General features: G+C 34.2%; 12 protein-coding genes, 1 pseudogene and 1 riboswitch. Of the genes and pseudogenes, 3 read left to right on the forward strand and 10 right to left on the reverse strand.

The features are described from left to right. The first annotated feature begins 38 nt into the window (after positions 1–38). Positions 39–389 carry a helix-turn-helix domain-containing protein gene (locus MHH71_RS07160; protein ID WP_078211439.1) on the forward strand — a complete coding sequence of 117 codons (351 nt, stop codon included), beginning with the start codon at positions 39–41 and terminating at the stop codon, positions 387–389. Positions 390–719: 330 nt separating this feature from the next. On the opposite strand, the gene MHH71_RS07165 is transcribed toward MHH71_RS07160, so the two are convergent. The 3 genes and pseudogenes from MHH71_RS07165 to MHH71_RS07175 all read right to left on the reverse strand — a co-directional run bounded on the left by MHH71_RS07165 (position 720) and on the right by MHH71_RS07175 (position 4,248). Next, entirely contained in the window at positions 720–1,979 is a 1,260-nt protein-coding gene (locus tag MHH71_RS07165; protein ID WP_078211437.1) for an AimR family lysis-lysogeny pheromone receptor, read from the reverse strand. Between the two features lie 178 nt (positions 1,980–2,157). Next, positions 2,158–3,204 (reverse strand): annotated as a pseudogene (locus MHH71_RS07170) (potassium-transporting ATPase subunit KdpA); the annotation flags it as partial. Positions 3,205–3,313: 109 nt separating this feature from the next. Further along, a riboswitch (cyclic di-AMP (ydaO/yuaA leader) is annotated at positions 3,314–3,455 on the reverse strand. A gap of 238 nt (positions 3,456–3,693) precedes the next feature. Then, positions 3,694–4,248, reverse strand: a complete 555-nt coding sequence (locus tag MHH71_RS07175; protein ID WP_033798791.1) for a TlpA family protein disulfide reductase — start codon at positions 4,246–4,248, stop codon at positions 3,694–3,696. Between the two features lie 169 nt (positions 4,249–4,417). Here MHH71_RS07175 and MHH71_RS07180 point away from each other — a divergent pair, with 169 nt between their 5' ends. After that, positions 4,418–5,116 carry a Type 1 glutamine amidotransferase-like domain-containing protein gene (locus tag MHH71_RS07180; protein ID WP_003196629.1) on the forward strand — a complete coding sequence of 233 codons (699 nt, stop codon included), beginning with the start codon at positions 4,418–4,420 and terminating at the stop codon, positions 5,114–5,116. 69 nt (positions 5,117–5,185) lie between these two features. Here MHH71_RS07180 and MHH71_RS07185 read toward each other — a convergent pair whose 3' ends face one another. Then, positions 5,186–6,595 carry an MATE family efflux transporter gene (locus tag MHH71_RS07185; protein ID WP_006094401.1) on the reverse strand — a complete coding sequence of 470 codons (1,410 nt, stop codon included), beginning with the start codon at positions 6,593–6,595 and terminating at the stop codon, positions 5,186–5,188. Between the two features lie 30 nt (positions 6,596–6,625). Then, positions 6,626–7,390, reverse strand: coding sequence for a DUF2087 domain-containing protein (locus tag MHH71_RS07190; protein ID WP_006094400.1), 765 nt, complete (start codon positions 7,388–7,390; stop codon positions 6,626–6,628). Between the two features lie 893 nt (positions 7,391–8,283). Here MHH71_RS07190 and MHH71_RS07195 point away from each other — a divergent pair. Continuing rightward, on the forward strand, positions 8,284–9,504 hold the full coding sequence (locus MHH71_RS07195) for a macrolide family glycosyltransferase (protein WP_033798790.1): 1,221 nt from the start codon (positions 8,284–8,286) through the stop codon (positions 9,502–9,504). 95 nt (positions 9,505–9,599) lie between these two features. Here MHH71_RS07195 and MHH71_RS07200 read toward each other — a convergent pair whose 3' ends face one another. The 5 genes from MHH71_RS07200 to MHH71_RS07220 all read right to left on the reverse strand — a co-directional run bounded on the left by MHH71_RS07200 (position 9,600) and on the right by MHH71_RS07220 (position 14,811). Further along, a complete protein-coding gene (locus tag MHH71_RS07200; protein WP_018764369.1) occupies positions 9,600–9,848 on the reverse strand; it encodes a hypothetical protein in 249 nt (82 codons plus the stop codon). Between the two features lie 96 nt (positions 9,849–9,944). Further along, positions 9,945–11,333: a class II fumarate hydratase gene (gene fumC, locus MHH71_RS07205; protein WP_006094398.1), complete on the reverse strand. Its 1,389-nt coding sequence runs from the start codon at positions 11,331–11,333 to the stop codon at positions 9,945–9,947. Between the two features lie 108 nt (positions 11,334–11,441). Further along, positions 11,442–12,227 (reverse strand): TerC family protein, encoded by a 786-nt coding sequence (locus MHH71_RS07210; RefSeq protein ID WP_003206694.1) that lies wholly within the window; start codon positions 12,225–12,227, stop codon positions 11,442–11,444. A 192-nt stretch (positions 12,228–12,419) separates the two neighbouring features. After that, the gene (nhaC, locus tag MHH71_RS07215) at positions 12,420–13,823 is read right to left on the reverse strand and encodes a Na+/H+ antiporter NhaC (protein WP_003196614.1); all 1,404 of its coding nucleotides are present in this window, start codon (positions 13,821–13,823) and stop codon (positions 12,420–12,422) included. Positions 13,824–14,280: 457 nt separating this feature from the next. Beyond that, on the reverse strand, positions 14,281–14,811 hold the full coding sequence (locus MHH71_RS07220; protein WP_018782481.1) for a cysteine hydrolase family protein: 531 nt from the start codon (positions 14,809–14,811) through the stop codon (positions 14,281–14,283). Positions 14,812–15,271: the final 460 nt, after the last annotated feature.

The following is a 15,271-nucleotide window of genomic DNA, read 5'->3' on the forward strand; positions in this document are numbered from 1 at the left end:
TACCTTAGATTAGGGAGCTTGTCCACGGAGGTGATTTAATGGAACTGAAGGATCGGATTCGTTCTTTAAGAAAGGAACGAAAATTAAAACAAGATGAACTTGGAAAAGAGATAGGTGTGAACGGTGCAAGCGTTTCTAAATTCGAAACAGGATTGAAATCACCTTCTCGCGAAACCCTTCAACGAATTGCAGATTATTTTAATGTTACTGTTGACTATCTACTAGGAAGATCCGACAACCCTCAATTAGACGAGATGTTAGATCGTAAATATAAAGAATTAAAATTAAGAATCGACCAGTTACCAGAAGAACAACAAGAAATGGTATTCAAACAAATGCAATCAATCACAGAAAGCTTTGAACAACTTAATAAGCGAATTAAAAAATAGCAATGCGATTTAAATGACATTGTTATTTTTTATTCCTCTTTTTCAAAAAGCGCTTCAATATATGTATCTATTTGCTTTTCATCCTCAAAACTTTCCCCCAAGTATTGAATGAATTTTCCCAAAATTTCTTCTTTTTTCAATATTTACATCCCCTTACGCTTCTTTTTACTTATAATAACATTTCCTCTAGGGAAAATTTTGAAAAGTATATAATCTTTTCTTTTTTCATTTTTGGTTACCTAAAAGAAAAAGACCGAGAATATTCTCGGCCTTTTTAAATATTATCAATTTCAACCACCAGGTTTGATTGTGTCTTGATACATTATAGTATTATTTTGTTTGTAGCTCCCTTGATCCATTCCTGTAAATCCGCTTATTACTGTGAATACTGTTAATGCAACTAAGATTGTAGAAATTATCTTTTTCACTACAAAACACTCCCTTCCCTATATCACCCTTAAAATCCACCATCGACTTAATAAGCTCCGAACGGTCTCCTCTTTTATAAATTTCTTTAGCAACTAAGCTAGTAAAAAAATAATTTGATTGTAAAAGAAACTTTTGAAAACATTCATAAATTCCAGTCGGAGATTCGTTCACAACTCCTTTATAGTATACCAAAAAATCCTCTTCCGTCCCATCATATAATGAACTCTGAAGCAAATTAAGGCTTTGTTCATCTCGTTTGTTTTGAAACTGTATTAAAATCGGATCGGAATCAAATTCTAAAGTCTCTTCAAAATATATCTTAGCAAGATCCAAATTATATCGAACTTCTTTTTCATATTCTTCATCTTTTACAGTTTTGAAAATTTCATAACTATCTTCAAAATATTGAAGACTCTTATATTTCTCCACTCTTAAATAAGACATTCCTAATATGTACAAAGCATCTGAAATGGTTTTCGCACTAATATTAGCTTCAATAATCACATTAGCAAATTTTCTAGCTAATTCCACATGATTATAATGTAAATATACAGGAGCAAATATTTCTGCAACCCTGTATATATAGCACTCTTTAATGTAAGATTTCCTATCACCGTCTACAGCTTCAACTTGTTCTTCAATCTCTTGTATTAGCTCTAACATTAGATTATATTTCTTTAAGTGAAAATAATTGTAACACTTCATAATATCCATAAGAATATTTAAAATTTTATCTTTAGGTTGTCCTACTTTCTTAAGTTGATTAATTATTTCTGTTCCATGCACTTCCCCGATAATGTATTGATATAAAATTCTATATACTGATACATATTCATGTACTGTGCCAGTTTCATTTTCATGTTTTAAAATCAGTTTGTTTAAAAGTTCAACATTTCGCGTTACACATGCATATTCAAAGCTTTGTTTTATTGATTCTACCGTATCTAATTTTAAGCACCACTCGTCCATAGTTTCTTTAGATGTTTTATTTTCATCACTTAGAACATGCGATAATTTCACAAGCTGACAAAAGCCAATTGTTCCTTTGTTTTTAAATTTAGATATATATTGTTTGGATACACCAATTTTTTCGGCCACAATTGTTAAATTTAAATCTTCTCTATCTTCAATGATATCACAGATTTCTTTATGAAAACGCATACTTTCACCCCTTATCAACAAACTTCCGATTATATACAAACTCACAGTTTATTTACAGAATATTTTACCACAAAAAATACGAACATAGATTCTCTTTATATCAAAAAGCATATTGAGAAAGTTTTTTCTAAAAAAAATAACTAGCCATATCTAATTATGGTTAGTTATTAATATGGATATCATGTGTTGTATTAACACCACCTGTTCCAGAGGCACTTGTAACAGTTGCATATAAAGCAGAAGAGATGACGCCAAGACGAGTTTCTTTCCCTTCCATATTTCCTTGTGAACTTTCTATCCCTAATTGATTTAACAATGGATTCCCCTTCAATTCAGATATAGCAAGCGTACAAAATCCGATAATCAAAAGAATGAACATTGATATAAAAAACATTCTACCTTGTTTCCGATTGCCAACCATTCTTCCGTATACAAATGGAAAAGCCATCGGAATTAACATTTGTAACATCATTTGTAGCACGTTACTTATCATATTGGGATTTTCAAAAGGATGCGCAGAAACTGTTCCCAAAAAACCTCCTCCATTGTCACCAAGTTCTTTAATAGAAAGCAAAGACGCTACCGGTCCACGAGGAATTTCTTGTGCCGTTCCTTCCAACGTTTTCACAACAATTGTTGGATCCAGTGTTTGCGGTGTCCCTAAAACCACAAATATCAATGATGCCACAAATGAAATTGGCAATAATACTCTTGTAATTGCTTGTACAAAATCAACAAAGAAGTTTCCTATTCTTTTCCCCGCTAGTACACGAATAAACGTAATACCAATTGACAATGAAGTTGCAGGTGCCGCAAACATCATAAATGTCACACCTACCATTTGAGAGAAATATGATAAACTACTTTCTCCCCCATAGTGTTGTAAATTCGCATTCGTCATAAATGTAATTGCTGTATGAAATGCTAATGTTGGTTCTAATCCTAAAAAGTGATTCGGGTTTAATGGAAGAATCCCTTGTAATCGAAATATCGAATATACAACCAAGATACAGAAAAAATTTGTGCTCATTAAGCAAAACATATATTGTTTCCAAGTCTGACTATGCCCTTTAATCCCAGCAATTTTAAATAAGATGTTTTCCAGTGGGCCAAATACCTTTTGAAATGGTTCCTTACGCTGAAAAGCATTGTATATATAGTCTCCCATCGGTTTTGCAACAATTACGAATAGGCCAATTGTAATTAGACTTGTAAGCCAGTTCATCCTCTTTCCCCTCTCTGTTTCCATTACACTCAAAAACAAATGTTATATTTTACCATCAAGAGAATAAAAAGAAAACACCAGGTTGCACCTAGTGTTTTTTACACACACAAGCCCCCCTCTCAAAACGCTGACGAGGTTAGCTGTCGGATTCGGGCCTTGAGAGTAGCCCTACCTATAAAAGGATTCACCCCTAGTGACAATGCACAAATTTGGTTCCCCCGCTCCTGAAGTGGATTAAGCGATTTATTATTTGGCTGTAAAATCTACATTGAGCTATTCTGATTGTTAATATACTCCTCTAAATGATAGTTGTAAAGAGAGAGAAAACAAAAAAGAAGGAATCTTCTCACAATAAACTCCCAATACATATGAATAATGCTAATCTCTATAAATATAGTAGCACATGAAATAGTGAAAAATGATATCATTGGAAATCACCCACTTCCATTTCCTATCCCTATGAGAAGCTTTGTAACCTTTATCCCCCTCTTACTTCTCAATTAATTGTTTGAATTTCTTTTCCAACTGATCCGGAGGTAATACTCCACGCGCTTGATCTACAATAATCCCATCTTTATCAACAAAAAACGTTGTTGGCAGTGAAACAATTTTATAATCAAGTCCCGCCACCCCATCCATATCTAATAAAATTGGGAACTTAAATCCAAAACGATCTGCAAACGCCTTTGCTTCTTGTACTGCATCTCCAATCGTTGCATTCACCGCAAAAATTTCGATTTCACCTTTATATTTATCGTAAAGACGAACTAAGTCCGGCGCTTCCATTTCACATGGTCCACACCATGACGCCCAGAAATTGATAACATACGGTTTTCCTTTTGCATCATTTAATGAATAAAGCTTTCCGTCTAATCCTTTTAGTGTGATTTTCGGCGCCTTAAATCCTACTTGAGGTAATACTTCTTTCTCTTGCAGTGCTGCTTGTTTTGCTTTCCGTTCTTTTTCTTCTTGCTTGGAATTATAAAAGTTAACTCCAGCCCAAATAAGTGCTCCAGCTAGTATAATTACAATTAATTTTTTCACTATTTTTCCTCCCATTATCGAGTTCACTTTTTATTTAACTTCGGTATATCACACACCTTTCCTTTATTCATTCATACTTTTTACTTTTCATCTTTTGTTGCAGAAGGAAAGCCACTCTCCTGTAGCGAAATTTTATCAATAATAAAAATCTATTAGGTGGTGCTTCATTATGAAGTTAGCTGTAATTGGCGGAGGTTATCTCGAACAGACAGATCATTTCCATATAAATCAACGACTTATAGAACTAACTGGGAAACAATCTCCAAGAGTATTGTTTATCCCAACAGCAAGCAATGATGATGAAGGTTATATAAAAGAATTTAGAGAAACATTTGAAAAGCAGTTAGGGTGTGATGTTCACATTCTATGTTGCATAAAAGAAAGCTATAGCGAAGATACAATAAGTGAAATGATTCATTTTGCTGATTTCATCTATCTAGGCGGAGGAAATTATATCAATATGCTTGAAAAGTGGAAAGAAAACAAAATAGATGAAAAGTTAATAGCAGCCCTACACAATGGAACATTCATTGCAGGATATAGCTCTGGTGCTATGTGCTGGTTTACAACCGGCTTCCGTTCTAATTATAAAGGAGATGGCTATATAGAAAGCGATGGCTGGAATATGGTAAACAAACACTTCTGTCCCCATTACAATCAGCCAGATAGAGCAACTGCTTTCCATCTATTCTTACAAAATCATGCATGTGATATAGATGGAATTGCTTTAGAGGATAATTGTGCTTTATATATAACAGAAAATTCCTTTGAGATTATCGGAGATCCAGAGAAAGCTTGGGAATTCTATATGAATGATGGAAAACTCATAAGACACCATTTTGATGTAACTTTGAAAAGTTATTTATGAGTTGTACTCATACAAAATAAAAATGTCCCTAAGCTTTCAAGCTTAGGAACATTTTTATTTACTTTCAATCTAACTAACAAGTCGCGTAATCCGTTTCTTCTGCCATGAAAGTTTATAATACCCATATTGTAAAAGTAAACTCACAATAAATGCTGCTGGATATCCAATCCATATACCCTTTATACCAAGACTTGTATGATACGAAAGGTAATAGGCAACAGGAACTTCTACAAGCCAAATTGATACAACACCGATAATAGTCGGCCATAGTACGGTTCCACTTGCTCGCATTGTCGCACCAATAATTTGCGCATGACCGAAAATTAAATAACTCCATAATGTAATCATCACTAAACTATGAGCAATTTCGATTGTATTTGGACTTGTTAAGAACAATGATAAAATTTCTCTTGAGAACAAATAAATAAGAGCAATTAATACCCCGCCGATGATATAATTCATCACAATACCTGCCCGAACAACTTTCTGTAATCGATCAAATTGATTCGCACCAATGGATTGTGCAGCAAAAATGGATACTGTAATTCCAAGACTCACTGCTGGCATTTGTACATAACTTGCCACTTGGTTCACGACTCCATAGGCTGCGGTCGCATCAGAACCGAAGCGATTTACAAATGCAATGACTGCAATCTCAGATAACGAAACTAATATCATATTAATACTTGCTGGAATACCAAGACGTAGTAATAACTTTAATAATTCCCAATCCATCCGAAGATATTTTCGTACTGCCCCATCCAATTGCAATGGATGATTTTTCTTCTTTAAATAAATAAGCATTACAACAAACGTTATAATCGTTGATATAACAGAAGCATAAGCTGCTCCATAAACATCAAGTTCTGGCAATCCTAACCAACCAAAAATAAGAACAGGCAACAATATCATGTTCAATACTGTACTAACAATTAAAAAGTAAAATGGCGTTTTGGAATCTCCTGTACCTCGCATAAATGTTGTATATGCAAAATATAAGAATAAGACCGGCATTGAAATAAATAAGATACGTGCATAGTGAACACTCATATCAATAATGTTTTCTGGTGTACCCATAAGGCGCATAATGTCCATTGCGAATATACTTCCAACTATCGCTAAAATGACTCCAATAACAAATGTAAAGGTCAATGTTGTACCAACGATTGCTTTTAAACGCTCTTCATTACGAGCACCAAACGCTTGCCCAATCAAAATTGAACTACCAGAGCCAATTCCAATTACAAATGAAACAAGTAGAAAGAACAATGGAAAGAATGCAGAAATGGCAGCTAAATCATTCACACCGAGCCATCGTCCTACCACTACCATCCCAAACAATTGTCCAACTGATTGTAATACATTACTTAAAAGTAAAGGAACTAAGAACATGGACATTGATTTCCATATCGGTTTCTTTTCCTTCTCATGATTTTGTGATTCTACACCTTCTTGGGTGTTATCTGTAGGTGATTTCAAAATTCATTTCTCCTTTCTTTTGTCTTTTTCTTATAATTTAACCCAATATTTACTTCCATCAGCTGTTCGATCTAGAAAACCATATTCAATTAAATACCTTCTCAAGGTTACAAAATCCGGATACACACTTTCTAAAATTTGATTCACTTCTTTTTCTGTATACTTCTCACTACTATCAAACTTTTTCACTAAATGTCTCAATATGATAAGTTTACGCTTTTGTTTCTTCGGAAATTTAACAAGCGGCCCATTTAATCCTTCGGTAAAATGCAATTTCAACACTTCATCATTCTCTTCTTCCGTAATGTTATATCTGTCATCCACCATTGTAGCTGTGCGGTGAATCGGTAAAAATTTAGACTGCACTTTTGATTTTTCTTCCGACAATTCCATCAGCGTTAAAAACACCTTAGCCTGTTTCATCTTCTCCCGTAATGTAAATCGATGATTACGAATTGTCGATGTACTGCCTCCATCCATCTCTTTCACAATTTCTTTATCATTTAAACCCATATAAAAAAACTGCACCATTTTCTTTTGTAAATCTGTTAAACCTGTAAACTTCTTATCCAGACTTAATAAATATGCGAACATAGATGTATGTTCCTTTTCAATATGCAGCTGTGCAAATTTCTCTGCTTCATATAAAACATTATGATCTTGATAAATAACACCTTTTATAAAAGTTTCTCCGCAAGCTAAGCAAATGTATTCTTCTGTATCCTCTTCAAATACATATCCTTTTTTCAGTTCTTCAACGGAAGCATCCCAAAACTTCTCTGAAATATCACTCATACTAAACAATCCTCCAAAAAGTTTATTATTAACCTAAACAAATTACGATATCGTTTATCCACTTTATCATATTATCATAAACTTCACAAACATTTCAACATTACGTTTGCTTATTTTATAAACAAATTTAAAAACGTTTGTATACAATGTGAACTGAAAGGAATTTTATAGTTAATAAAAAAACAAAAATCCGTGAAAAGATTTTTGTTTTTTTACGCCCATTATATCGCCTTATTTACGCTTCATGTTCATTTCTATATCATGATCAAAAGCAACAGATTACTGTTTCACCACAACATCTATCAAGATCTTACTTACTTTTATGATTTCTTTTTTATTCGTTAGTTGGTTCCAATCCCCTCGAGATCTATTCGAATATTCACAACCATTCAAAGTGAAAAGCAGTTGAGTTTTTCTTCATCTCCCACTGAGTATTATCCCTCACCAATCCGACTTTTACGGACAGTTAATCCCCAGCCTAACTTCTTTGCTTTCGCCGAATTTTGAGATGAAGGTTTTACTGCCCGCAAATAGCAGGATAAATGAAACTCCCTCTTATTTCTTATCTATCTGTTTCTCAAGATAACATTACTGCTTCCTCTCTATTCAATCCGCTCCATATAAGTGCAATCTATACCCCCACACAAAATATTTTTGTTTTTATAGACAAATCCAAAAATAGTTTGTTATAATCCGAACAAAAGATAAATATGTTTACTTTTTAATCCGACGTTATTCATCTGAAAATATAATATACATCCACAAAAAATAGAGATTTTATTATGACAATCATCATATTTTGTACTTCGCACTGCTATAGGAATCATTACTGATAAAACTTGTATTCTCTTTGCTAAGGTATGTATCAAACTATATTTACTGGAGGGATAAAGATGAAAAAAGCGCTTTACATCAACATTGGTGGAGAAGGACATGTAAATCCAACACTTGGATTAGTAAATGATTTAGTAAAACGAGGAGAACATATCACCTATTATTCATCCAATCATTTTGAAGAAAAAATCAAAAAAGCCGGTGCCCAGTTCCGTCCCGTTGATCAAAAGGCACACAGAAAGCTTGCAGAAAGTATGGGTCTTATGGCTTCCCAGCCTCAAGAATATTTATTGCAATTTCTAAATGCAATGGAAATGATCACCGACTCCATCCTAGAAGAAATTTCCAACGAAACGTATGATTATATTATATACGATGCACAGTCTTTACCTGGAAAATGGATTGCCCACCAAAACAAATTATTATCTATTGCAACTTGGACCACTTTTGCATATTCACAAGACCCAAAAATAAATATGTCCCTGACAGGAATAGATGATATGGAACAAAAACAAGAGCGTTTGACCATGCTAAAAGCATTTTTACAATTAGAAGAAATCGCCAAACGCAAACAATATTTAGAAAACAAATACGAACTTCCATTATCTTACAACTTCTTACTTTGTCCTGGTTCAGGAGATTTAAATATCGTCTTCACTTCTTCCTATTTCCAAAGGAATAGCAGCGCTTTTAAGAATAACTATATTTTTGTCGGACCTTCCATTACTAAAAATGAAACTGCAAACGATTTTCCAATGAATCTATTAAAAGACACACATGTGATTTACATTTCTATGGGAACGATAATGAACAACCAGCCAGACTTCTATCAAAAGTGCTTTACCGCTTTAAAAGATTTAAAGGTTAAAGTGGTGCTTAGTATAGGCAAACAATTAAAAGCAGAGCAGCTAAAGAATATACCCGATAATTTTATTGTTCGTAACTATGTTCCTCAATTAGATGTACTTCGCCAAACTAATGTCTTTATTTGCCATTGTGGAATGAATAGCACCAGTGAATCACTTTATTTTGAAGTACCCTTAGTTATGCTTCCTATCATAAATGATCAACATACGATTGCTGAACGAGTGAAAGAACTTGGTGCAGGAGCTATGTTAAATATTCAACAACTATCGGTGGAGGATATCAAAGAAGCTGTTAGTGAAGTGTTAAGGAATCCTATTTATAAGAACAATACGAAAAAAATTAGTCAATCATTTCGTAACGCGGGCGGTTATTCTAGGGCTGCTAATAAGATTTTCAAATTTACTCGTTCATGAAAATCATTAAAGATCCATGATTTCACTAACATAGACCTTTTTTCATAGCCCATAAGCATTATCTTGTAGCTCCAATTACCGGATTTACTTTTAATCTAAACTCTTTTCCTTCTCTCAATAAATTTAAGTGTAACAAATCCTACGATGAAAGATAAAAAAACGAAGAATAATTGTATGTAGTCAACATCAAAGAAGTGATTAGCAGATACTGCTGGAGTTATTGTTGCAACGCTCGTCCAATCCCGTGAATCCTGCATGTAAAAGTATGTGAATATAGTTCTTGGTAACAATTGTAATACGATAAATGTAATCAGCACCGCTAGTGTAGAAATGGCGTATTTCATTCTCCTCACCTGCCTTTCATTTCAAATATTTTACCATGAAAAAAGAGCCAAGATTCTAAAATTAGAACCTGGCTCTCTCTCCATTATGAATTAAAATTATTCTTTCGGCGCAATCATTTTCTTCGGATCTACAATTTCATCAAACTGTTCTTCCGTTAATAATCCTGATTGTAATGCTGCTTCTTTTAACGCTAATCCCTCTTTATGAGCATGTTTAGCAATTTTCGCTGCATTTTCATAGCCAATATGTGGATTTAATGCTGTAACAAGCATTAAAGAACGATTTACATTTTGGTTAATCACTTCTTTATTTGCTTCGATACCAACCGCACATTTATCATTGAACGAAACTGTTGCATCAGCTAATAAACGAGCAGATTGTAAGAAGTTATATGCAATTACTGGCTTAAATACGTTTAACTCAAAGTTACCTTGGCTCGCCGCAAATCCAATTGTTGCGTCATTTCCCATAACTTGCGCTGCAACCATTGTTAATGCTTCACTTTGCGTTGGATTTACTTTACCTGGCATAATAGAGCTTCCTGGCTCATTCGCAGGAATAATAATTTCACCGAGACCACTACGTGGACCGCTCGCAAGCCAACGTACATCATTAGCAATCTTCATTAAATCAGCTGCTAATGCTTTTAATGCACCATGTGCAAACACAACTTCATCATGACTCGTTAATGCATGAAACTTATTCGGTGCAGACACGAATTGTTTTCCTGTAAACTGACTAATTTCCTCTGCGACCATCTCACCAAATTTAGGATGAGCATTAATTCCTGTTCCAACTGCAGTACCACCAATCGCAAGTTCTTTCATATATGTATTGCTATCCGCAATCATACGCTCTGTTTTTTCAAGCATACGATGCCAACCGCTAATTTCCTGTCCTAGCGTTAAAGGCGTTGCATCTTGCAGATGCGTACGACCAATTTTAATAATATTTTGAAACTCATTTGCTTTTTTCTCTAATGTTACTTTTAATTTTGTAATTGCCGGTAACACTTGGTTTTCCACCGCAATCACACATGCAACGTGAAGTGCTGTCGGGAATGTATCATTTGAACTTTGAGACATGTTTACATCATCATTTGGATGAATATGTACATCAAGCCCTTTTCCCTTTAAAATTTGATTCCCCCGGTTTGCGATTACCTCATTCACATTCATATTTGATTGTGTACCGCTACCTGTTTGCCATACAACAAGCGGGAAATGTTCATTCCATTTTCCTGCTAGGATTTCATCCGCTGCTTCTACAATCGCCTGCGCTTTTTCTTCTGATAACTTCCCTAGTTTCTGGTTACTAATCGCAGCACTTTTCTTTAAAATTGCAAATGCTTGTACAATTTCAATCGGCATATACTCCGTTCCAATCGGAAAGTTTTCTTTACTGCGTTGTGTTTGCGCTGCCCATAATTTATCAGCTGGAACTTTCATTTCTCCTAATGTATCTCTTTCAATTCTGTACTCCATGTTTTCATCCCCTTGAAAATATAATAGCTACGCTTTTATTGTAACAGACTCCCCTTCAAATGATAAGGATTCTCACTCCTGTTTATTCATAATTCTATATTTAAAAAATTATGTTTCAGATGAATCGGGAGATAAAAACCAACCAGAAACGCCAATCGCAATTAATACGATATAAAAAATAGCTTTCCACGTAACCGATTGGGGAAAATCCTTATTAATTATTCCAACCATAGGATGTGCTAGCGTTGAAATAATAAGTTTCACACCGACCCACCCAACAATCATAAAAGCTGCCGTTTCAAGACCTGGTCTTTCACGCAATATCTTCACGAAATAAGTAGCTGCAAATCGCATAATAATTAAACCAATCATTCCACCAGTTAAAATAACGAAAAATCTCCCTGCGTCAAGGCCACCTATCATTCCTTTATTCAAGGGTGTAATTGTCAGTGTAAGGGCCACTGCTGCTAAAATCGAATCAATCGCAAATGCAGTATCTGTAACCTCTACTTTCAGAACTGTTAGCCAAAAACCACTTTTCTTTTTTGGAGTATTTTCTTCAATCTTTTTTTCGTGCTCTCCGTACTTTTCTCTTTGCCACTTCTTTTTTCGATATACTTTAACCAAACTTCTAGCAGAGAGAAACAATAAATAAATTGCACCAATCGCTTGCATCTGCCATACATTCACAAGAAATGAAATTAAAAATAATGACCCAAATCGAAATATGAATGCTCCGAATAATCCATAAAATAAAGCCTTTTTTCTATCATCTTCAGGTAAATGTTTAACCATAATAGCAAGTACAAGAGCATTATCTGCAGATAAAACTCCTTCTAATGCAATAAGAATTAATATAACTCCCCCATACTCCAGCAGTAATGATTCAGTCATATTTCTCCTCCTGTTTTTGATACTATATATTTTGCTTTTTGATAAGGGAAATATACTAATCTCATTAGAAACTGAACAACCCGTAAGTTCTAATCGAACTTACGGGTTAACTTCGTACTATACGATGAAGAATTGTCATCTTCTATAGAAATTAAAAAACTCTAATACACCAATGGAAGGGATGATTTTATATTATGACACTTGCTTCCCTTTTTCAGCATCATCAACATACCAAATGAATTTCCCTGTATATCCGTATATAACTGCCAATGCTAATGATACAAAGCTCATCCACATGAATGGAATGTATGATAATGTTGCGACCCCTAATATACCAGCCATGTAAATCCCATTATCAGACCATGGAACCATACCTGAAGTTAGCGTTCCGCCCACTTCTGAGTTACGAGCCAATATACGACGATCGAGCTTTAATTTATCATAGCTGTCTTGCATAATTTTTGGAGTTAAAATAAGTGATACGTACATTGCGCAGCCGAATACGTTTGCCAAGAAAGCGACGATTAATGTGGACAGTGTTACATTTCCTGCAGAGTTTAGTTTCTTCTCAAATTTTGATACGATTACTTTTAAAACACCGAGTTTTTCAAGTAACCCTCCGAAACCTAATCCAAAAATAATAACTGCTACTGAACCAAGCATACCATTGATTCCACCGCGATTTAGCAACTTATCAATGAAGTCCACACCTGATTCAATAGAAAAACCGTTATATGCTGTTCCAATTGCCTCTCCAAAGTGCATACCTTGGAACAGAGTTGCCCAAACTGCACCGAGAAGCGCTCCCATTGCAATTGTTGGCATTGATGGTTTTTTCATTGCTAATAGTGCGATGACAATAACCGCTGGTACAAGCATCCATATTTTAATATCAAATTGCTTTAATAAAGCTTCTTTTAAAAATTCCACTTTGTTTAAATCAACATTATCTCCACCATACATCCATCCGGCAACTGTAAACATAATACCGGTAATAATATATGCTGGTACATCTAATACAAGCATAGCTCGAACATGTGCAATAACATCTACTTTTGCCATTGAAGCAGCAAGTACCGTACTATCAGAAAGCGGAGATAACTTGTCTCCAAAGTATGCCCCTGAAAGTACTGCTCCAGCAACTAGTGGAAGCGGTAAACCAAGACCTTCACCGATTGCCATCATGGCAATACCAGCCGTACCAACTGTTCCCCATGATGTACCTGTTGCAATGGAAGTAATTGAGCAAATAATTAAGGTTGCTAATAAAAATACACTCGGATGAATAAATTCTAATCCGTAGTAGATCAATGTCGGTACAACACCGCCAGCAATCCATGTCCCAATTAATGCTCCTACAGCAACTAAGATGAGAACAGCTTCTAATCCGTTGGAAATTCCTTTTGTAATTGCATCTTGCAATTCTTGATAACGAAACCCTAACCTTAGTCCAAGCGCAATTACTAAAAACCATGAAATAAATAGCGCTAGTTGAATCGGCAAATTAAAGATCGTTTGAAAGGAAAAGACAACAGCAAGAAATAGTAATAAAAGAATAATGATTTCTGGAATTGATGGTAATCTTACACTTTTCATTTGCTTCTCTCCTTACAAGTCGATAACATGATGTATGTCGCCTAATATGTACTTTTGTATATAATGCACAAAGACAAACTATAATTTTCATATTATTCCGATTTGTTTTTTTAGTATAATAAATATACACCTTTTCTATTGTAAAAGTAGAGCGGACATTTCGCAATGAAAATTATAAAAAATATTGTATTTTTATTTATCATTTTAACCGAGAAGACCCCCTCCTCTAAACAAAGTGAAGGTGGGGGTAGTTCAATACTTACCAAAAAGCCTTATTAAAAAGAAAGTCTAAAAAATAGATTTTAAAATAGAAATCATATGTACAACAATTATTCCATTTTCTAACATTGTTATTTTAGAATTATGCACATCGAAAAATAATATATATGAATAAACAGAAATATCTGCGCTATATTATTTGCCATTCTTAAAAATTCATCCGCAATCAAAATACCCACTAAAATCTAATTTGCTCAGCAGGTTTAACATGAGCGAACCATTGTCCAATTACTTGGTTATGATGATCGATAATTTGGGATGCAGATAAGATTGTGGAGTCGTATGTACTATGTCCATCTTCTACAAGAGTAAGATCATATCCAAGACTATAAGCACGTCTACATGTTGCATCCACACAAATCTCAGATTGAATTCCTGTCACTACAATTTGTGTTATATTTCTTTCGTCTAGCTCCTGTTGCAGATTCGTTCTATGAAATGAATCTGGGTGATTTTTCTTAAGAACAATATCCTCTGCTAATGGAGCTATAGATTTATGAATCCCCCAACCTAAAGTCTTTGGTTCAAGTGGTGAACCAACTTTCCCATTATACTTCATATAAAAAACAGGTGCTTGAGCAGATCGAGCTTTTGAAATTAACAACTGAATATTTTCTAACAATTCCTTTCCTTTATATAAAGGTTGCTTCTCTTGAAAAGAACCTGTTTGTACATCAATAATGAGTAATGCTACACAATTTCTTATCATAAAAATACATCCCTCCGAAAGTTTTCCTTCCCAATACAATTACAAAACATATTCACTTATACATTCATATTTTTAATCTATCCAAAATACGCTATCCAATTACGTATAATTGTTTAATAAAATAAAGGTGTAGAGTTTGCTGTAATTTATAAAGTGACAATTCTCTTCATCCCCACTAATTATGAGTTAAAGTAATTGAGGTTTCGGAAAAATAATATCCTGAAGACCAATCCATAAAAAAGCTTTCTTTACCCTAATGAGTAAAGAAAGCTTTTTTATTTAATGTACCAGATCTTTTCTTTTAAAATCATACAGGCTTAATACTCTTTATATATGTTTTGTAATTCTTTTTTTCGATTACTAACTTTCACAAACTTATCCATATGTCGCTTTAGAAAGAAGATACAGTGGGTATGCCTTCACCCCTCATTCCTTAGCAATGCTAATTGCTCTTTCAAAT

The sequence above is a fragment of the Bacillus sp. FSL H8-0534 genome (assembly GCF_038005885.1).
Lineage (GTDB): Bacteria > Bacillota > Bacilli > Bacillales > Bacillaceae_G > Bacillus_A > Bacillus_A pseudomycoides.